We start from the raw sequence: 17,589 nt of genomic DNA, 5'->3' as shown, positions 1-17,589 counted from the left end.
CGAATTGCTGAACCCGAACGCTTGGCGAGACTATCCAAATCCAGACCGTTCTCGATGCCGGACTATGGCATGTGGAGGCCGACGCAGGACACCTGGAAAGCGCGCGCTGCTCCAACTGTACCTTTTGTTGATTCATGGCGGGGCGATATAATGCCCCGCGGGAACCAGGGGCACTGCCCCGAGTTCTGTGGAATGGCAAATCATCCGGTCACGAGCGCCCTTACCTCAATCGGCACATTGACTTCCCGTCCCGCAGCGTTCCTGGTGTTGCTGGCCTATGCAATCCTTTGGATGATTTTCGAGCGACAGAGCTTAGATTGGCATGGAGCCGCTACATTGTTTACTTGGGCGATGACGCTGTTCATCCAGCGCGCGGAGCACCGCGACACTCAAGCGATCCACGCCAAGCTTGACGAGATTCTGCGGTCAGATCACGCGGCTTCAAACATCACGCGGATCGACGATGAAGAGCCCGAGGAGATCGAGAAACATCGCCATCGCCAGCAGCGGGGCGATTGACGTGCAGCCTTTCGGTTCCGTTGCGTCAGGCGCCCGCAAGAAGACCTCCGGCATTGAGTTCTGGCGAAAGGTGCTCATCTATCTGGCCATTGCCGCTATCGCCAGCCTGCTCACGGTGTTGATCATAAATCTCACTCCAGAGTCGCGCGTTTTACGATCAATCGTTCCCCACCGGTTTGACGCTACGGATCCCCAATTTTCCAAGACGATGAGCAGCTATTCGCAAGGGCAGATGTTCGGTTCCAATGCGGTCCAAACTCTCATCAACGGGGACGAAATATTTCCGTCAATGCTGCAAGCAATCGGGGCGGCTCGATCCAGCGTCGACATCGAGACATATATTTATTGGTCGGGAGCCATCGGCTACGAGTTCGCGATCGCATTGGCAACCAAGGCCAGCGAAGGCGTCGAAGTCCGCGTGAACGTCGACGGGGTTGGCAGCCTTCCCTTCGACGAGGACTTGATCCACATCATGACCACGGCCGGTGTGAGGTTCGAACGCTATCGGCCGCTACGCTGGTATACGTTGGGCCGTGTAAACAACCGAACTCATCGCAAGCTGCTGATCGTCGATGGCCGGGTCGCTTTCACTGGCGGGGTCGGCATTGCCGATAATTGGCGCGGGAACGCACGCAACTCTAATGAATGGCGCGACACGCATTACCGGATCGAAGGACCCGCCGTGGCCGCATTCCAGGCGGCGTTCGCCGAAAACTGGCTTGAGACGACCGGCGAGACATTGCAGGGCGCGAAGTTCTACCCTGCAGTTGCGCCCGCTGGTGGGCTCGATGCCCAGCTAATACTTTCTTCGCAGCCAAACGGCTCGGAGAACATGGAGTTGATGATGTTGGCGGCAATAGCCGCGGCCAAGGATCATCTGCGCATCGGCATGGCCTACTTCGTGCCGGACGACATAGCCCTGCAGCAGATTCTTGATGCAAGGAGGCGAGGCGTCTCGGTCGATGTCATCGTTCCCAATTGGCTGACGGACGTGCCTATAGTGCGAAAGGGTTCACGTTACTTCTGGGGCGAATTGCTCAAGGCCGGTGTGCGCATCTTTGAGTTCCAACCCACAATGTACCATCCGAAGCTTTTGATCGTCGACGATGTCTGGGTGAGCTTTGGCTCGGCTAATTTGGATGAGCGTTCCTTGCGCCTCAACGATGAGGCCACTCTGAATGTCTACGGCATGGAATTCGCGCGGACGCAAATAGACGTTTTCAACGAGGACTTGAAACGATCAAGGCAGGTCAGTGTGGAAGAATGGCAAGCTCGTCCGCTAAGCGAAAAGGTCACCGACTACTTTGCGAGCAGGCTTCGCTCGCAGCTTTAATGGCGAGGTGCGGAGATGCAAAGTCCCCGCGATTGCTCGCCATTGGTATTGATAGACGCTCTTGGTCGAATTTAAACGCCGCGCCGTGGTTCTGCACGGATGTGGAGAGCCTAAAATACTTCAATCACTTTACGGCTTCTCTTTTTGAGAGCCTGGATGGATTTGCGATGAATTTGCGGTTGCGCCGGCGACGTCTCCACCAGATGCTGTGCAAGCCTTGCTTGTCTCAGCCGCGCCGTCTTCTCGGCTCGTTCCGCTCGTTCAGCGTCCAGCATCTCTTGGCTGATACGTTTGGCGCGGTCGTATCTTTCCTTGTCGTGATTGCGAGTCACGGACACCTCCTAGCCAGCAACAAAAATCCTGCGAACCTTTTGGTGACACGCGGCTTGCGTTGGCTGGGACCGGGCGTGATGGCTTGTGCGAGGCGAGGCTCCTTCAACCGCGCCGTCTTGGCGGCGCGCTCAGCACGTTCCTTGTCGACAATGAGTGCTGCAGCCGATGTGGTATTCTCGTTGCGACCGTCATCATTGATCCGCGGCATCTCAGTGCCTCGCCCCGATTCTCGTTGCCCGTGGTGCCATTTTGCACCTGCGTCCCGCCCTAAACTGGTCTATCGCCGCTTTGAGTGAGATTTCGGTTGCATGTTCCGGTTTCTCGCCCGGCTGGTGGTTGTCGTTGGCGGCTTGTGCGATGGCCATCTTGGTTCTCCTATGACACAAGTGTTCCAAGGCAACTCGCAAGCTGCAGGGCTATTTTCGATGTAGGGACACGCGCGGATGCTCAGGCGCGTGATCGGAGCATGGTGTTGGGGGCCGTAGCTGGAACTATGAGAGCGCAGATAGCGTCGGCGCCTGAACTGAACGGCGGCCTTCCCCCCTCTCGCAAAAAGCTGTCAACGCGATATTGTTACCGGGAGCAAAGGAGCCTAGTGTCGACGAGAACTTTTCTCGCGACGAGATCGTTCAGACTTTGCTGCAGCACAGGGCCCCCGCAAGCGCATCAGCTCGGTATTGTAGGGAATTCGGGCGTTAGAGCCATTGAACCGCTACGGGTGTGTCAGTAGCAAACTACAGGCAGCCGCAGGTCCAAACGAGCAGCACCGTTCCAAGCGCATACGGGACCAGAAGCAAACCAATCGTCACCCAGAAAGCCGGCTCTGCCAAGGCGGCCATGTCCTTGCGAAACTGCTCCATAGGGCTACCCCGGCAACTTCGACAAACGAATAGAGCTAATCTGGTAAGGCCTACGGCCCGCTTTTGGCATCTTCGACCTCCAGCGCATCCATGAGGGCTGCCACATCGGTGGGTTCGCCATCGGCGTCACCATGCACCCTAGTTCGGGCGTTCTTTAGCGCTTGTTCGATCGCATCTTCAATGTTACCGAGCTCGTCCTCACGCACCTCGCGACCATAACCGGCCGCTTCGGCATCCTGCTCGAATTGCTGGACAAGCACGGCGAAGCTCACTTCCTCTTTGCCAGCAAGAGTGCCGACATTCTCCTGCAGCCAGGTTTCAAAAAACACTTTGGTCGCGTTCATCGGATAACTCCTCCGCCGGATTAAGCGCGGCGGCGATCCGAAGTTCCGCAATGTCGTCACTTTCCCAATCAGCAAGGGGATATGCTCATGGTGGGCTTGGCTGATGATCGCGATAATGGCTCCAGCCATCCCCATCTGCGTATCGGAGCAAGGCCGCCGGATGCCAGTTTGCGCCCACCGAGCGCTCGTCGATCCGCATGCTCCCATCTTCGATCGGTCTGCATGGAACTATTGCCCGCTCCGTTGCGCAAGGCTGCCCCGGCGGTCGTTGTTCGCCTTCCCGCTATTCTATCCCGACATTCCGGATTGTATCACCTCATCAGCCGACAACCGGTCAGACATCGCTGCACTGTTGGTCTGGTCCATCCCGAACTGAGCGACTTGAATCATCATAGCCTTGGCCTTTGCGATGAGTTCGTCGTCGGGAAGACTATGCCCGGCCTGCAGGGTGACTGTAATCCACTCGCCGCCCTCCCCGCGGAATTCCACGACCGGAGCCTGGTCTCGGCTGACGACAATTTCCATCATCTGCATAAGAACCTCCTCGTGCTTCGACTATGGCGGCCAGCCGAAACTCAACGCAGCTCGGCCGTCTAATCCTTGACATAAGCCCCAGGCTGACGACCGCCTTTGGGCGCCTTGGCGTCTTTCGAATGCTCGGCCATCGCAGGACCTGCTCCAGAGGTTTTCTCTGCGGCCGGTGAAGGTGTCGCCTGCTTTGGCGGGCTCCTGCCACCCGATTTTTCGGGACGGGGTGATATGCCAACTGAAGAATTGTCTGAAGAAGTCATGGCTCGTTTCCTTGGTTGCGAAATTCCATTACCAACCTGCGAAACGCCGTGACGTTCCATTGCAATTCGTTCGTGAAAACAAGAACTCCGCTGGTGAACCCGGGGCCTCGCTGAGCCGACGGGCTGTTTTCGCAAGACAAACGGTAAATGCCGGCCAGCTCGGGCAAGACAGAGCTTAGCCTGACACATGGCAGCGTGGCAGCAGAATACGAGCCAACACGAAACTCGTAGAGATACCCATCGCCGAACGCGGTGACGGCAGCAGCTTCGGTCATTCTGCAGAATGCGTTTCCAGCGCCGCGGCAATGCCCATCGCCCGAGGTCCAGGAGCCTGAATCCAGCGCCGACCAGCAAAAAGCTCGCGATACAGGCCGAGGCCGCAGTTCAACCGATGAGGAACAATATCTCCCTTTGAAAGTTCTGGCCGACCCATGAAGGAGATATGAAATGTCAGAATCGCGCGAATGGCTTGTCCAATGGCTCAGGGATGCTCACGCCATGGAAGAGCAGGCCGAGACCATGTTGAATGGGCAGTTGAACCGAATTGAGAACTATCCTGAGCTCAGCGAACGGATTCGCCAGCACGTCCAGGAGACCAGGCAGCAGGCTGCTCGGCTGGAAACCTGTCTCGACCGCATCGGACAAGGATCTTCCACACTGAAGGATGCCGGCGGCAAGCTGACGGCGATGGCGCAGTCGCTCAGCGGGGTCTTCGCCGGTGACGAAGTGATGAAAGGATCGCTTGCAAGCTACACGTTCGAGCACATGGAAATCGCCTCCTACACAATCCTTATCGCCGCTGCCAAATCTCTGGGTGAAGCAGAGGTCGCCCAGGTCTGCGAAGAGAACCTGCGTGAGGAAGTCGCAATGGCGGACTGGTTGAAAAGCCATATTCCAGCGACAACCGAGCAGTTCCTGGCGCGGGCCGACTCGGAGAGTGAGAACGCCAAGCGTTGATCAGCCGGTAGCGTCATTGCTAAACAAGCTCGCGCCTTGCGCTGAAGCTCGGCGCAAGGCGCATCGAGGTTGAGCCGTTACCGCTGTGAAAGGCACTTCAAAGTAGGCAGCGCGTGAGTAAGTTTTCCGATTAGCTCTCCGTGCCGCGATAGTATCCTTGACGCCAATTGAACTTGAAATTCCGGACGGAATTCTCTGCCATGTGCCGCTCCTTGAGAGCCCGCCGAACTGCCCATCATACGGATGTTGCTATCGCCCACTTTTTGGCGACAGTTCCCCATCCCCAACCATCTCCGCCAGCCGGCTGAGGAAGTCCACCAAAGCAGCTTGCGGCTCGTCGATTTCGCCGACGACGACCGAAATGCCCCAACGCCCAAGAACGGCCTCCTCCACAGGGTTTCGGCTGGTCATGAGGATGAACGAGGGCGGGCGATCTTTCTCATAGCCGGACCGATGCCACGTCTGCCAGAGACGGTGCAACAGCAACCGAATATTTGGGTCGGAAAGGCTATAGCCAATGAAGAGGATCGTGCTGCCGAGTGCATCCGAGCGAAAACGCACGTCCAGCGGAGAATTGAAGGAGAGGCGATCGAGGTAGTCCGTTTCGGTGAGGACGAGGGACGAATCCTCGTCGAAATCACCATGGAACTTGACGATGTGGGTAACGCCTTGGCGGGCCTGCGCTACATCGCGTGCATTGGCCACTTTCACGTAGTCCCGGCCGTATATCTCATAAGCCAGTTCTAGGTTCCGGTCATAATTAGTTGTGTAGATGACAGGGAAGTCGAGCCTCACGATGAGACGATGCAACTCGGATTTCTCGATCCGGTCCTTGGGGACGGACCAGTTTCTGTCCATCCAACTGCGAAGTGGCCCGATGCTGCCATGCTTGATCCGATAGTACTCGGCCAGGGTTTGAAAACGATCGCGTCGCGTGGAAAATTCGTCGTCGACGCCGAGCTCCTTTGCCATTCGCTCTATCAGCTTCTCCCAGGAGGGTAGTCCAACACTGATCGACACCCCTGCCCCAACAAACAGAATTGCGCTGCGATGGCGAATTGCGTTGGCGAGCGAATCTACAGGGTCATCGTTCATCAAGTCTTTTGAGGCCACCCGCGCAGGTCGACCTTCCTCCCTCACATCTGGTCGTTGTTAGGCTGCTTGGTGATCCCCACCTGCCTGGCCAGCTCGGAAAACGGTGGCACACTCGCTTCGAACTGCTTGGTGTTAGCCAGCCGCAAAAGACGCAAAGGGAAACACACTGCGTCGCGGTTAGCAGGCGACATATCCTCGAAGAGGCGCTCATCAACCGTGAACGAGGCTTCGGCGTTTTTCAACGCCGTGTCGATATCATCGACCGAGAGAAGGCCTCTGCGGACCAAGGCGTTATTGACGGCCGCGACCGCCATGAGCAAACCTTCCAATTGCAGGTTGGCGACGTTCATGGGCCATGTCCTTCATATCGTTGGAAGCCCGTCGATAGATAATCCTGCTCCGGAGGCCTTGTGCCGTGCCGGTGATGGGGTTGTCGCTTGCCAGAGCGTTTTGGCTGCGCGGCGGCGCCGGGATTGGCATCTGGTGGCGCCATGGCTTGGATCTCCGCTGGGCTGCTGGACAACTCTCCACATGCCTCGAGGTTCCGGATCGCCATGGCACTACCGTCGGGTGCACGAGGTGATCGAGGTTTGGTCTTCAGACTACGATTCAACAAGCGCGTTACATGGTTCCTCCGCGAGCGCGAGCCGCCTTCGGCAGAAGATGCCAGCCGCGTCCCGCTCTAGCCAAAAGCAACCGTCTGCAAGGCGTTCGGCAACTTTAGAGCTCCGACTGTGCCTCCCAGATGGGCCATATAGAGCCATATAGAAACGACCAAGCTGATGCCTGCTAAGGTCTCGGGATCTCGTTTTATCGGCGACATCAGGCTGCCGCGCTCGGCAGGTCAGCAGATCCGATGGAGGGAACAACCCGGCACGGTGATGGTTCGGTGGCATCAAAGGTGATAGAGAACGATGGGTAAAAAGCCCAAACAGCACACAGAAGCCACGGCGGATCGTGAAAAAGCGATCGAAGCGCTCTACTTTGCGCGCAAGTGCGGCCTCACCAAGGAAGAGGCACTCAAGATGTTCAGGGAAGCCCAAATCAGGATCGATGATGGACCCAAAAGGCACTCCGGCAAGCGAACTTAGAAGCGTTCGTCGAGCGCTCGTCTCAGCCAGCGGCGGCGCATGATCTTCTTCACCTCCGACACGCATTTCAACGATCCCCGCATTTTGCGGCTCGACCCCCGCCCCTTCAGTTCATTGGCGGCGCATGACCAGGCACTGACTGAACTTTGGAACGAGACTGTTGCTCCAAACGACGAGGTTTGGCACCTCGGCGACTTTGCCAGGGGATCGGCCGAGACAGTGTCTTCGCTGCTGTCCTGCCTCCACGGCACCAAGCACCTCATCATCGGCAACAACGACGGCGTGGTAACGCTCCGCGCTTCGGCTTGGGCTAGCGTGCAACACTACAAGGAGCTGACTGTCGAGGGCCGTTTCTTGGTTCTTTGCCACTACCCGTTCCGCACCTGGAACCAGATCGGCAAGAAATCGATAAACCTGCACGGCCATTCTCATGGCCGGCTGAAGCCGATGACGCGCCAGCACGACGTCGGCGTAGACGCCTGGGATTTTCGCCCAGTCACTTTTGCTGCCATACAGGCCAGGCGGCGCCGCCGAGGTTAGCGCAGCAGATGGTCGAACGATCGACGTCTTTACGTGGTGATGCTAGCCGCAAACAGGAATCCAGAAATCCTGCCCCTGGGGTATTGCAGCCTTGCCTGGAACGCACCGCGAGTAAACCGGACCGAGGAGCGCCCCACCCGTCTGCACAGCCGTCACAACCTTTGGGACAGGCGCCGACCCCCGTCGTCACCCCGGCGGCGCGCCACTGGCGCCCAATCGTTCATCCACCTCGCTTGAAACGAGCTTCAATCGCCGTCCTTGGCGATCTCAGTGCCACATTCTCTCTCTAAGCCACTTAAGAAACCTGTTCCCTCCAATCGACCGGCGGACTCTAGCGGCAGCCCACTGCCCTCTGAACGTGGTTCCGACATGGCAACTGCAGACGATGTCATGCAACTCACCGTCAGACAGTTCGAAGAAGCGCTTTGCTTCCCCATAGGTGTCATCCTTCAGGCCTAACGCACGCAGTAGCGGGTCCTCGAAGGCCACTGTAATTGGCGAGCCCTCACCGCGTGCTGCGTCGCGGGCTTCCCGCTTCAGATACTCAGTGCCGGTAAGGGCTCTCAGGCGTCGCTCGGGATGTTGTGCCAGCAACTCTGCCCAGCGCTCAATACGCTGTTGCCGGGTCATGATCGGGTATGTCGAGAGGGGTTCTACTTCTGCAATTGTCTGCAATTGACTTAGAGTTTGGTGTTCCATCGTCGGCTCCTTTTGATCGAAGTCCCTTCCCCACAAAAACTATCGCGCGCCTACGCACTGACAAGAGCCGGTAAGGCGGCCACTTGCCCGACATGGATTGCGAAATGACAAAAACAGCGCATTGCTCCGCCGGCGCGCGAAACGATATCTCATCCCAAATCAGACCGAAGCCGTTCAGAACGAACAGCTCGCCACCCGCCCACAACAACAATTTAAATTAGTAACGCCTTATGGAACTTTGGGGTTGGCGTTTCATTTCATCGGCATGGAGGCCACTGTAATCCAGTGAATTGGATCTTGAGACAGGCACAAGGCCGACAAGGCGCCCCTTCCACGTAGCTTGAGCCAACCAAAAGAAGACCTGCTTTGCGGTTCGGCGCGTCCGCCATTTCTGACAAAATCGATGTCCGCTTCCAGGCCGGCAAACACACAACCCAAACGACAGGAATGAGGGCGCTTTGCGGACATTCGCATAAGCCCAAAACTGGACCTACATCGAGCCGGCCTATCAACCTGCTGCTGGGCATATTCAACAGCCTTTCGGAGCGCGTGCAGGGCAAGATCGGCGTCCCGTGCCGAAGGGCTTAAAGAAAGACAAGGCCGAGAGAATCAAGCCAGGCTTGGTCGGCCGGGTCAAGTTTTTCTGAAGGGCGAAGAAAAACTGCGCCATGCAAAGCTGCTGGACTACCGTGAAGAATAACTAACATTGGCGAGGGTACTGCCAACGTTGAGGAACAGAACCGTGTGCCTGACGTTGTGCCGGATCGACGTCTAGGAGAAACGGCATGGTGGCGCCACGCGCGGTCTGGAAGGGCTTTCTGAGGGTCGGTTCCGTGTCATGCGGGGTAAAGATAGTGGGTGCCACAAGCGAGGCAACCAAGATCGACTTCAAGATTTTGAACCGCAAGGACGGTTTACCCGTTAAAAGCGCCTATGTCGATGAAGAGACTGGCGACGTTGTCAAAGCCGAGGATCAGATCAAAGGGTATGAGGCGGACAAGGATGATTTCATCCACGTCGAGCCGGACGAGTTAAAGAAACTGAAGCTGACGTCACAGCATACACTTGACGTCGATTCCTTCGTTCCGGTTGCCGAGATCGACACACGTTATCTCGAGAAACCATACTACTTGATCCCGGCAGACGGCGCCTCCCTGGAGGCCTTTGCCGTCCTGCGCGATGCGATGGCCAAGAAACGCGTTGCGGCACGCTCCTGCGTCGTACTCTATCAGCGCGGGCGCGAAGTGTTGATACAGCCCCTTGGAAAAGGCATGTTGCTGACCGAGCTACGGACCCACAATGAGATGACATCGGAAGACACCGTCTTCGACGATGTGAAGAGCGCAAAATATGATTCGGATTTGCTCGAAATCGCGGGGCTTCTCATCGACAACAAGGTGACAAAGTTCGATCCTTCGAAATTCGAGGACACCTACGAGGACGCGTTGATTGCCATGATTGACGCCAAGCGCAAGGGCAAAAAACCCCCGAAACCGGTACCGAAACCCAAGGAGAACGTGGTCGACTTGGCCTCAGTTCTTCGAAAGAGCCTCGCCAAGGAAGGGCTCGGCCAAGATCGGCCAAGGGCCAATAGCCGCAAATCAGCTTAGGTGCTGGAACCGGCACTCGTTCGTTGCTCATCCATATCGCTTGCCGAGAAGCGGAGCCTTGAGCGCGTCTAGCTGATCCTGAAGGCGGCCTTTCTCCACGATCATTCCCTCAGGGCCTTCGCAAACGGCACCGTGCACTGCTCCGTTGCCTCGCTAGACAGATTCACCACTAGCATTTTCGGGAAGGGCCGCGCTCGTGTCCGCACCGTCTGACTGGCGCGTAACATGCTGTGTAACAATCGATTCTTAGATTTCTTGATTTGCTTGGATCGGAGGCAAGAATCGAATCCCACTTCCTCCGCCAGACGTCGAATTGTCCAGCCCGGAGACATGGGTAGCGGTTTGTACCTAAGACATGATGACAACCTCGTGCCCAGCGGGTTGTCGATTGGTTGCAAGGTCCTCTGTTCCAAGTCGATATATCCGAACTGCGAGGTCATCGATCACGAGCGCCCTGTTGCGTCAGGCTGACTTTGAAGTTCGGATAGATGACGTCCATTTCCTCTCGGAAGCGCTCCGCCGAACATCTCCATGGTCCTTTCAATGAGGCGATAGATAGCCAGGCTGCGCCGACTGTAGTCGCGGCCAATGGATGGAGGAAGTGATCGTTGATGACGGCCGGCCGCCCTGCATTCAGGCGGCTCGTCTTGTGGGCGGGGGTGACCCGGCTCAGCATGTTGGCGCTGGATCGCTCAACGCTTTCGTCACCCCGCCCAGTTCAGCCGGCGGTGCTCGGCACAGGCGTGTTGAGCAGTTGCTGCTCCCAGAGGTACGCGATGCCGCTGCCAGCGGCGTGCTGCTTGAGCACTTCCGTCAGCTCGCCGACGTGCTCGGTACGCGCCCAGTCGCGCTGCCACTCCGATGCCAGCGCCAGCCAGGTCATCATGTTTGCGCCGGCCGCGATCATGCGTTGGATGGCGACCTCGTGCGCTTCGACCGACGTGCCGCCCGAGGCGTCGGCGATGACCGTGACGTCCCAGCCTTCGCCCAACGCCTGGATAACCGGCATGGCGACGCAGATCTCGGTCCACAGGCCGGCGATGATGAGCTGCCTGCGGCCGGTCGCCTTGACCGCGTTCACGACCTTCCTGTCTTCCCAGGTGTTGATGAACGTCCGGTCGCCATCGTCACAAAGGCGATATCGCTGACGCCGATCTTTTTCCTCGGCTTCTCGGAAGCCTCGATCGCCGTCTTTTCGACTATCTACCTTGGACATACGCTGCTTGTGCATTCAAACGTGCGGATTCCGTTCGGCCCCTTGAAGTGGCTGATCGCCAGCCCGCAGTTCCATCGCTGGCGCCATGCCAACCAGCGCGAAGCCTATGACAAGAACTTCGCCGGGCAGTTGCCTTTCCTCGACATGCTGTTCGGCACCTACAATCCCACCGGTGACAAGGTGCCGGACAAGTACGGCGTCGACGATCCGATCCCTTCCACCTATTTCGGTCAGATCGGCTATCCGCCCCTGCGCCGTAGGAAGCTGCCGAACCGGGCAGGTGCCGAACACCGAAGCCTGACAGCTGGCCCGACGGTGCGGTATCCACCCCGATCCGCTTTCGGGCCGTAGAACGCCGAACCACGGGAAGGCTTTTCGCGTCGAATCGGCTAAACCCTGCGGCATGAACGAGACGTCTCTCTATGCGCCGGTGAAGCGGTTCCTCGAAAGCCTCGACTTTGTCGTCAAAGGCGAGATCGACGGCTGCGATGTTGTTGCATTGCGCGAGGGGGAGCCGCCGGTTGTCGTCATCTGCGAGTTGAAGCTGCAGTTCAATCTTGAACTGGTGCTGCAAGGTGTCGATCGCGCGGCGGCCTGCGACGAGGTGTGGCTGGCCGCGCGCATGTCGGCCCGCGGCAAGGGCCGCGAAAGCGACGCCAGATTTCGCAATCTCTGCCGCCGTCTTGGCTTCGGCCTGCTCGGTGTGACCGCGACGGACCGGGTCGAGGTGCTTCTCAGCCCGATCGCGCTGGCGCCGCGCAAGAATGCCCGCCGGCGCTCTCGTCTGGTTGACGAGCACCAGCGCCGTCGCGGCGATCCCGTTGCCGGAGGAGGATCGCGCAATCCGATCATGACGGCCTATCGTCAAAGCGCCCTCGCCTGCGCTGCCGCCATGGTGGACGGACCCAGGCGACCGCGTGATCTCAAGGCGGTGACGCCGATCGCGCCCAAGATACTGCAGCACAATGTTTATGGCTGGTTCGCGCGCGTCGACCGCGGCCTTTACGATCTCACCGATGCCGGCCGTGCCTCTTTGGTCCGTTGGCCGCAGGCGTCGCACGACGAATCCCGACACGCAATTTTGAACGCACCGGCCATATGATTGAAGATTCCGGCGGCGCTCGCGGCGGTCCTCTCGGTTGATTTCTCCGACAAAATATGTTGCTTGTCCCGCCCATGAAGAAGCTCTGCATGACCGCCTTGGCGTCAGTGACACTGAGTTTTCCAGCCAGCGCAATGGACAATGCATTGCGCGCCGGTCTGATGAAACTCGATCCCCAAACCCGTCTTGAACAGCGTTGCGATGCCGAAGTGCTCGACCGCATCACCCATGACGATCGCAAGTTCAAAGCCGATCGCGTCGTCGCCTACGCCTTCGCCACGCCCGAGATGGGTGCCGATGCAATCAAGAGCCCAGGTGCTGCGTTTCGCAGCAAGGGGCAGTGGTACCGGCTGAAATTCAAGTGCCAGACCGCGCCGGACCATATGGAAGTTTTGCAGCTCCGCTACCGGATCGGGGACGAGATTCCAGAAGCCGACTGGGCAAAGTACAATCTCTACGATTGATTTGTGATCTGCCATGGTTTGCCTGGCTGTCGGCGAGTGCCGCGAGCCTTGGATCCGGCTTGACGTGACGATGCTTCGGTGATGCAGCCACGCGTGATCCCTTGACGCCAGGGGACCACCAAGTTAGGGCCTCTGGATAATCGACGAACACTCGGCAAAATCAGCAAGGGCTTCCTGTCGATGGACATTTTTTTCAGCGCTGCCAGTCTGACCGCCCTGCTGCAGGTCATCGCCATCGACCTCGTGCTGGCCGGAGACAATGCGATCGTCATCGGCCTCGCCGCGGCCGGCCTGCCTGCCGAACAACGCAAGAAGGCGATTCTTCTCGGCGTGGTGGCGGCAACGGTGCTGCGCATCGGGTTTGCCGCAATTACCGTCAAGCTGCTGGCGATCGTCGGCCTGCTGCTGGCCGGCGGCATCCTGCTGCTGTGGGTCTGCTGGAAGATGTATCGCGAGCTGCGCACGTCGCATGCCGACGAGTTGGAAGCGACCGAGGCACTGTCGAATTCGGACCTCAACAGCGACCAGGCGGTCGCCGGCAAGACGAAGCGCAAGACCCTTGGCCAGGCTGCCTTGCAGATTGTCGTCGCCGACGTGTCGATGTCGCTCGACAACGTGCTGGCGGTGGCTGGAGCGGCGCGCGATCATTTTCCGGTGCTGGTCATCGGCCTTGTGTTGTCGATCGCCCTGATGGGGCTGGCCGCGACTTTCATTGCCAAGCTGCTGCATCGCCACCGCTGGATTGCCTATGTCGGCCTGCTGATCATTTTCTATGTGGCTGTGGACATGGTCTATCGTGGCGCGGTGGAGGTCTGGCCGCATGTAAACGGTGCGGTCGGCTGAGGCTGGCGGACATCGGCATCTTCACTCAGTGGGAGCAAGACCGCCGTGCGTTTTGCCGCATCGCGGGCCTGCCCATACCAATGCCGCAATAAGTGTGGTACTGCGCCGGCAATCCTGAAAAGCCCGGAAAACCTTTATGTCCGCTCCCCGCGTGAGTTTTGTCAGTCTTGGATGCCCGAAGGCCCTCGTGGATTCGGAGCGCATCATCACGCGCCTGCGCGCCGAAGGTTACGAAATCGCGCGCAAGCATGACGGCGCCGACCTCGTCGTCGTCAACACCTGCGGCTTTCTCGATTCCGCCCGCGACGAGTCGCTCAACGCCATCGGCTCCGCGCTTTCGGAAAATGGCCGAGTGATCGTCACCGGTTGCCTGGGCGCCGAGCCGGACGTCATTCGTGAAAAGCACCCTAACGTGCTGGCGATCACCGGGCCGCAGGCCTATGAGAGCGTGATGGCTGCGGTCCATGAGGCCGCACCGCCTTCGCACGACCCCTATATCGATCTCCTGCCACCGCAGGGCGTCAAGCTGACGCCGCGCCACTACGCCTATCTCAAGATTTCCGAAGGCTGCAACAACCGCTGCACCTTCTGCATCATTCCCGCACTGCGTGGCGACCTCGTCTCGCGGCCGGCGGCCGATGTGCTGCGCGAGGCTGAGAAACTGGCCAAGGCTGGCGTCAAGGAACTTCTGGTCATCTCGCAGGACACCAGCGCCTACGGCATCGACATCAAGTACCAGACGTCGATGTTCGGCGACCGTGAAGTGCGCGCGAAATTCCTCGACCTTTCGGAGGAACTGGGCAAGCTCGGCATCTGGGTGCGCATGCACTATGTCTACCCCTACCCGCATGTCGCCGACGTCATCCCACTGATGGCCGAGGGCAAGATCCTGCCTTACCTGGATATTCCGTTCCAGCATGCCTCGCCGCAGGTGTTGAAGAACATGCGCCGGCCCGCACACGGCGAAAAGACGCTCGAGCGCATTCGCGGCTGGCGCGAGGTATGCCCTGATCTGGCCATCCGCTCCACCTTCATCGTCGGCTTCCCCGGCGAGACGGACGACGATTTCGAGATGCTGCTCGACTGGCTCGATGAAGCCAAGATCGACCGCGCCGGCTGCTTCAAATATGAGCCGGTCCGCGGCGCCCGCTCCAACGATCTCGGCCTTGAACAGGTCCCGCAGGAAATCAAGGAGGCGCGCTGGCATCGCTTCATGCAGCGCCAACAGAAGATTTCGGCGACGCAGCTGGCCAGGAAGGTCGGCAAGCGCCTACCGGTGCTGATCGACGAGGCGCACGGCACATCGGCAAAGGGCCGCACCAAATACGATGCGCCCGAGATCGACGGCTCGGTGCACATCCAGTCGCGCCGCCCGCTGCGCCAAGGCGACATCGTCACCGTCAAGATCGACCGTGCCGATGCCTATGACCTCTATGGTTCGGCGGTCTGACGGTCCGTATTTACTACATCTGGCGATAATTCAGCCGTCTTAACCCGCGCAGCCGCGATCCGCTCTATGGTTTGTGGACCGTAGATGCGGGAAATGCGGATGAACACCAGACCTGCGGAACAAAATTACATCGCGACGCTGGACCTGCTCAGGCTGGCGGCAGCACTTGCCGTCGTGTTCTTCCACTATTTCTTTCGCGGCGCTGCCGCCGAAGGCTACCTTGCGCAAGGCTATCCGCTTGCCGCACCATTCGCCCTCTACGGCTATCTCGGCGTCAACCTGTTCTTCCTGATCAGCGGTTTCGTCATTGCCTGGTCGGCGGAAAACCGGAACTGGGATCAGTTTGCGATCGCGCGGTTCGTTCGCCTCTATCCGGGTTTTCTGTTCTGCATGACGATCACCTTCGCGATTGTCTTCCTTGTCGGGTCGCCGCTGCTTTCGGCCTCTTTCGTTCAGTATGCCGCCAATCTGTCGATGTTCGCGCCGGCCTTCGGCCAGCCCTTCATGGACGGCGTCTACTGGTCGATCGTGCTTGAACTGGTGTTCTACGGATGGATCACGCTGGCCCTGTTCACCGGGCTCTTCCAGAAACGCAAGCTGGAGCTGATCTTCATCTGGCTGGCGATCTCGGCCTTGAACGAGTTCTTCATCGGCAGCGGCGGAGCCAGGCTGCTGTTCCTCACCGAGTTCGGCCCGTTCTTCGCCGCCGGCGTGCTGGTCCACCAAATCCATTCGCATGGCCGTTCTGTGCCGGCCCTGCTGCTGCTTGCCGCCGCGTTCCTGATCTCCTGCGGAACGCTATCGGTGACGCAGCACTGGATGCTTGGCCACTACGGCATTGCCGTTGCCTCGGCCAATCTCGTCGTCGCCAACGTCGTCATGCACGCGGCCTTGATCGGCGCGGTGCTGCTGCGCGACCGTGTCAGGGCATCGGGGCTCACTCTGGCGCTGGGCGGGCTGACCTATCCGCTCTATTTGCTGCACCAGGACATCGGCTATCTCGCCATCAATGCGGCAACGCCCCTTGTCGGCAAATGGATTGCCGCTCTTGGTTGCGTCGTGCTCATGCTTTTCATTTCGTGGGCGATCTGGCGCACCTGCGAACAACCGGTACAGCGGTTGCTCAGGTTTTGGCTCGGCCGCGCGGTCGATGCCGGACGAACGCGGTTTCGTCGCCCCTCTGCCGGCGCACAGCCCGCCGAATGAAGAAGGGCGCCTCGCGGCGCCCCTCCGTCTCATGTCTCGCGCTGCTTATTTCGGCAGCTTGTCGTCGACGCCTTTCACATAAAAATTCATGCCGAGCAGCGTGCCGTCGTCGGCGACTTCACCATCCTTCAGCCACGGCGTGCCGTCCTGCTTGGCAACCGGTCCGGTGAAGGGATTCCAGCCGCCGGCGATCTTCTTTTCGGTGGCTTCGGCCATCGCCTTCACGTCGTCGGGCATGTTGGTGTAGGCCGACATCTTGACGGCGCCGTCCTTGATGCCGAGCCAGACATTGTCCGGCTTCCAGGTGCCGTCGAGCGCGGCCTGGACGCGGCTGATGTAATAGGGACCCCATTCGTCGGTGAGCGAGGTCAACTGCGCGTTCGGTGCGAACTTGATCATGTCGGAGGACTGGCCGAAGCCTTTCAGCTTGCGCTCCTCGGCCACCTGCAGGGCAGCGGTGGAATCGGTGTGCTGGACGATGATGTCGGCGCCCTGGTCGAACAGCGCCTTGGCAGCGTCGGCTTCCTTGCCCGGATCGAACCAGGAGTTCACCCAGACGATCTTGGCCTTGAAATTCGGGTTGATCGACTGCGCGCCGAGCATGAAGGAGTTGATGCCCATCACCACTTCGGGGATCGGGAAGGAAACGATATAGCCGGCGACCCCTGCCTTCGATTCCTTGGCGGCGATCTGGCCAAGAATGTAGCGGCCTTCGTAGAAGCGCGCATTGTAGATGCCGAGATTGTCAGCGGTCTTGTAACCGGTGGCGTGCTCGAACATCACTTTCGGGAATTTCTTGGCGACCTTCACTTCCGGGTCCATGAAGCCGAAGGAGGTGCCGAAGATGATCTTGCAGCCTTCGCGTGCCAGGCGCTCGAAAGCACGGTCGGCATCGGGGCCTTCCGAGACGTTTTCGAGATAGGCGGTCTCGACCTTGTCACCGAGCGCCTTCTCCACCTCGAGACGGCCCTGGTCGTGCTGGTAGGAGTAGCCGAAGTCGCCGATCGGGCCGGTGTAGACCCAGCAGGCCTTCAGCTTGTCCGCGGCCTCGGCCGTCGCTGCCAGCGACATGGCGGCGGTCGTGGTCATCAGGGCAATAAGCAGTTTTTTCATCGTGTTACCTCTCTGAGTTAAGC

Annotated in this window: 21 protein-coding genes and 1 pseudogene; 12 read left to right on the top strand and 10 right to left on the bottom strand. The window is 59.0% G+C overall.

Annotation, left to right across the window (positions count from 1 at the left end):
• The first annotated feature begins 192 nt into the window (after positions 1-192).
• Entirely contained in the window at positions 193-519 is a 327-nt protein-coding gene (locus tag NKI66_RS03925; RefSeq protein WP_023811908.1) for a low affinity iron permease family protein, read from the top strand.
• Entirely contained in the window at positions 464-1,852 is a 1,389-nt protein-coding gene (locus NKI66_RS03920) for a phospholipase D-like domain-containing protein (protein WP_352750976.1), read from the top strand. The genes NKI66_RS03925 and NKI66_RS03920 overlap by 56 nt, the downstream gene beginning before the upstream one ends.
• A gap of 110 nt (positions 1,853-1,962) precedes the next feature.
• Here NKI66_RS03920 and NKI66_RS03915 read toward each other — a convergent pair whose 3' ends face one another.
• From NKI66_RS03915 to NKI66_RS03895, 5 genes are all read right to left on the bottom strand, one after another.
• The gene (locus NKI66_RS03915; protein ID WP_081734899.1) at positions 1,963-2,184 is read right to left on the bottom strand and encodes a hypothetical protein; all 222 of its coding nucleotides are present in this window, start codon (positions 2,182-2,184) and stop codon (positions 1,963-1,965) included.
• Between the two features lie 735 nt (positions 2,185-2,919).
• Positions 2,920-3,045: a hypothetical protein gene (locus NKI66_RS03910; protein WP_023811906.1), complete on the bottom strand. Its 126-nt coding sequence runs from the start codon at positions 3,043-3,045 to the stop codon at positions 2,920-2,922.
• A gap of 50 nt (positions 3,046-3,095) precedes the next feature.
• Positions 3,096-3,389, bottom strand: a complete 294-nt coding sequence (locus NKI66_RS03905) for a hypothetical protein (RefSeq protein WP_023811905.1) — start codon at positions 3,387-3,389, stop codon at positions 3,096-3,098.
• 288 nt (positions 3,390-3,677) lie between these two features.
• Positions 3,678-3,923, bottom strand: coding sequence for a hypothetical protein (locus tag NKI66_RS03900; protein WP_023811904.1), 246 nt, complete (start codon positions 3,921-3,923; stop codon positions 3,678-3,680).
• A gap of 253 nt (positions 3,924-4,176) precedes the next feature.
• Entirely contained in the window at positions 4,177-4,455 is a 279-nt protein-coding gene (locus NKI66_RS03895) for a hypothetical protein (protein WP_352750974.1), read from the bottom strand.
• A gap of 172 nt (positions 4,456-4,627) precedes the next feature.
• Between NKI66_RS03895 and NKI66_RS03890 the strand changes: the two genes are divergently transcribed.
• The gene (locus NKI66_RS03890; RefSeq protein WP_128305833.1) at positions 4,628-5,137 is read left to right on the top strand and encodes a ferritin-like domain-containing protein; all 510 of its coding nucleotides are present in this window, start codon (positions 4,628-4,630) and stop codon (positions 5,135-5,137) included.
• A 249-nt stretch (positions 5,138-5,386) separates the two neighbouring features.
• Here the strand turns inward: NKI66_RS03890 and NKI66_RS03885 are convergent, their stop codons facing one another.
• The gene (locus tag NKI66_RS03885; RefSeq protein ID WP_352442908.1) at positions 5,387-6,232 is read right to left on the bottom strand and encodes an SIR2 family NAD-dependent protein deacylase; all 846 of its coding nucleotides are present in this window, start codon (positions 6,230-6,232) and stop codon (positions 5,387-5,389) included.
• A 41-nt stretch (positions 6,233-6,273) separates the two neighbouring features.
• The gene (locus NKI66_RS03880; protein ID WP_023811900.1) at positions 6,274-6,582 is read right to left on the bottom strand and encodes a hypothetical protein; all 309 of its coding nucleotides are present in this window, start codon (positions 6,580-6,582) and stop codon (positions 6,274-6,276) included.
• 564 nt (positions 6,583-7,146) lie between these two features.
• Here NKI66_RS03880 and NKI66_RS03875 point away from each other — a divergent pair.
• Both NKI66_RS03875 and NKI66_RS03870 read left to right on the top strand, forming a co-directional pair.
• Positions 7,147-7,323, top strand: coding sequence for a hypothetical protein (locus tag NKI66_RS03875; protein WP_352442909.1), 177 nt, complete (start codon positions 7,147-7,149; stop codon positions 7,321-7,323).
• A 39-nt stretch (positions 7,324-7,362) separates the two neighbouring features.
• Positions 7,363-7,863 carry a metallophosphoesterase family protein gene (locus NKI66_RS03870; RefSeq protein ID WP_352442910.1) on the top strand — a complete coding sequence of 167 codons (501 nt, stop codon included), beginning with the start codon at positions 7,363-7,365 and terminating at the stop codon, positions 7,861-7,863.
• Positions 7,864-8,130: 267 nt separating this feature from the next.
• Here the strand turns inward: NKI66_RS03870 and NKI66_RS03865 are convergent, their stop codons facing one another.
• The gene (locus NKI66_RS03865) at positions 8,131-8,562 is read right to left on the bottom strand and encodes a hypothetical protein (protein WP_023811898.1); all 432 of its coding nucleotides are present in this window, start codon (positions 8,560-8,562) and stop codon (positions 8,131-8,133) included.
• A gap of 785 nt (positions 8,563-9,347) precedes the next feature.
• On the opposite strand from NKI66_RS03865, the gene ku reads away from it, so the two are divergent.
• Positions 9,348-10,172: a non-homologous end joining protein Ku gene (ku, locus tag NKI66_RS03860; protein WP_352750971.1), complete on the top strand. Its 825-nt coding sequence runs from the start codon at positions 9,348-9,350 to the stop codon at positions 10,170-10,172.
• Positions 10,173-10,890: 718 nt separating this feature from the next.
• Here ku and NKI66_RS03855 read toward each other — a convergent pair.
• Positions 10,891-11,292: pseudogene (locus NKI66_RS03855) on the bottom strand (isochorismatase family protein); the annotation flags it as partial.
• Between NKI66_RS03855 and NKI66_RS03850 the strand changes: the two are divergent.
• From NKI66_RS03850 to NKI66_RS03825, 6 genes are all read left to right on the top strand, one after another.
• Positions 11,221-11,739 carry a sterol desaturase family protein gene (locus NKI66_RS03850; RefSeq protein ID WP_502900923.1) on the top strand — a complete coding sequence of 173 codons (519 nt, stop codon included), beginning with the start codon at positions 11,221-11,223 and terminating at the stop codon, positions 11,737-11,739. The pseudogene NKI66_RS03855 and the gene NKI66_RS03850 sit on opposite strands and share 72 nt — an antisense overlap.
• Before the next feature lie 52 nt (positions 11,740-11,791).
• The gene (locus NKI66_RS03845; protein ID WP_352750969.1) at positions 11,792-12,490 is read left to right on the top strand and encodes a DUF2161 domain-containing phosphodiesterase; all 699 of its coding nucleotides are present in this window, start codon (positions 11,792-11,794) and stop codon (positions 12,488-12,490) included.
• A 56-nt stretch (positions 12,491-12,546) separates the two neighbouring features.
• Positions 12,547-12,954 carry a DUF930 domain-containing protein gene (locus tag NKI66_RS03840; RefSeq protein WP_032909322.1) on the top strand — a complete coding sequence of 136 codons (408 nt, stop codon included), beginning with the start codon at positions 12,547-12,549 and terminating at the stop codon, positions 12,952-12,954.
• Positions 12,955-13,134: 180 nt separating this feature from the next.
• On the top strand, positions 13,135-13,797 hold the full coding sequence (locus NKI66_RS03835; RefSeq protein WP_023811892.1) for a TerC family protein: 663 nt from the start codon (positions 13,135-13,137) through the stop codon (positions 13,795-13,797).
• 136 nt (positions 13,798-13,933) lie between these two features.
• Complete coding sequence (gene rimO / locus NKI66_RS03830) at positions 13,934-15,247, top strand: 30S ribosomal protein S12 methylthiotransferase RimO (RefSeq protein ID WP_013531645.1); 1,314 nt, start codon at positions 13,934-13,936, stop codon at positions 15,245-15,247.
• A 99-nt stretch (positions 15,248-15,346) separates the two neighbouring features.
• On the top strand, positions 15,347-16,453 hold the full coding sequence (locus tag NKI66_RS03825; RefSeq protein WP_352443143.1) for an acyltransferase family protein: 1,107 nt from the start codon (positions 15,347-15,349) through the stop codon (positions 16,451-16,453).
• Positions 16,454-16,498: 45 nt separating this feature from the next.
• Here NKI66_RS03825 and NKI66_RS03820 read toward each other — a convergent pair whose 3' ends face one another.
• Complete coding sequence (locus NKI66_RS03820) at positions 16,499-17,566, bottom strand: BMP family ABC transporter substrate-binding protein (protein ID WP_023811889.1); 1,068 nt, start codon at positions 17,564-17,566, stop codon at positions 16,499-16,501.
• Positions 17,567-17,589 lie beyond the last annotated feature (23 nt).

Origin of the sequence: Mesorhizobium sp. M0518 (assembly GCF_040321125.1) — a bacterium.
Lineage (GTDB): Bacteria > Pseudomonadota > Alphaproteobacteria > Rhizobiales > Rhizobiaceae > Mesorhizobium.
Note: the sequence above shows the minus strand (reverse complement) of the source record. Positions and strands in the feature narration are given on the sequence as shown.

What these genes read in the sequence shown, in the direction of transcription:
- NKI66_RS03900 (WP_023811904.1), bottom strand. Translation starts at nt 3,923, where the DNA reads ATGCAGATGATGGAAATTGTCGTCAGCCGAGACCAGGCTCCGGTCGTG.
- NKI66_RS03820 (WP_023811889.1), bottom strand. Translation starts at nt 17,566, where the DNA reads ATGAAAAAACTGCTTATTGCCCTGATGACCACGACCGCCGCCATGTCG.
- NKI66_RS03840 (WP_032909322.1), top strand. Translation starts at nt 12,547, where the DNA reads ATGTTGCTTGTCCCGCCCATGAAGAAGCTCTGCATGACCGCCTTGGCG.
- NKI66_RS03895 (WP_352750974.1), bottom strand. Translation starts at nt 4,455, where the DNA reads ATGACCGAAGCTGCTGCCGTCACCGCGTTCGGCGATGGGTATCTCTAC.
- NKI66_RS03870 (WP_352442910.1), top strand. Translation starts at nt 7,363, where the DNA reads ATGATCTTCTTCACCTCCGACACGCATTTCAACGATCCCCGCATTTTG.
- NKI66_RS03905 (WP_023811905.1), bottom strand. Translation starts at nt 3,389, where the DNA reads ATGAACGCGACCAAAGTGTTTTTTGAAACCTGGCTGCAGGAGAATGTC.
- NKI66_RS03880 (WP_023811900.1), bottom strand. Translation starts at nt 6,582, where the DNA reads ATGAACGTCGCCAACCTGCAATTGGAAGGTTTGCTCATGGCGGTCGCG.
- ku (WP_352750971.1), top strand. Translation starts at nt 9,348, where the DNA reads ATGGTGGCGCCACGCGCGGTCTGGAAGGGCTTTCTGAGGGTCGGTTCC.
- rimO (WP_013531645.1), top strand. Translation starts at nt 13,934, where the DNA reads ATGTCCGCTCCCCGCGTGAGTTTTGTCAGTCTTGGATGCCCGAAGGCC.
- NKI66_RS03885 (WP_352442908.1), bottom strand. Translation starts at nt 6,232, where the DNA reads ATGAACGATGACCCTGTAGATTCGCTCGCCAACGCAATTCGCCATCGC.
- NKI66_RS03920 (WP_352750976.1), top strand. Translation starts at nt 464, where the DNA reads ATGAAGAGCCCGAGGAGATCGAGAAACATCGCCATCGCCAGCAGCGGG.
- NKI66_RS03890 (WP_128305833.1), top strand. Translation starts at nt 4,628, where the DNA reads ATGTCAGAATCGCGCGAATGGCTTGTCCAATGGCTCAGGGATGCTCAC.
- NKI66_RS03925 (WP_023811908.1), top strand. Translation starts at nt 193, where the DNA reads ATGGCAAATCATCCGGTCACGAGCGCCCTTACCTCAATCGGCACATTG.
- NKI66_RS03910 (WP_023811906.1), bottom strand. Translation starts at nt 3,045, where the DNA reads ATGGAGCAGTTTCGCAAGGACATGGCCGCCTTGGCAGAGCCGGCTTTC.
- NKI66_RS03835 (WP_023811892.1), top strand. Translation starts at nt 13,135, where the DNA reads ATGGACATTTTTTTCAGCGCTGCCAGTCTGACCGCCCTGCTGCAGGTC.
- NKI66_RS03825 (WP_352443143.1), top strand. Translation starts at nt 15,347, where the DNA reads ATGAACACCAGACCTGCGGAACAAAATTACATCGCGACGCTGGACCTG.
- NKI66_RS03875 (WP_352442909.1), top strand. Translation starts at nt 7,147, where the DNA reads ATGGGTAAAAAGCCCAAACAGCACACAGAAGCCACGGCGGATCGTGAA.
- NKI66_RS03865 (WP_023811898.1), bottom strand. Translation starts at nt 8,562, where the DNA reads ATGGAACACCAAACTCTAAGTCAATTGCAGACAATTGCAGAAGTAGAA.
- NKI66_RS03845 (WP_352750969.1), top strand. Translation starts at nt 11,792, where the DNA reads ATGAACGAGACGTCTCTCTATGCGCCGGTGAAGCGGTTCCTCGAAAGC.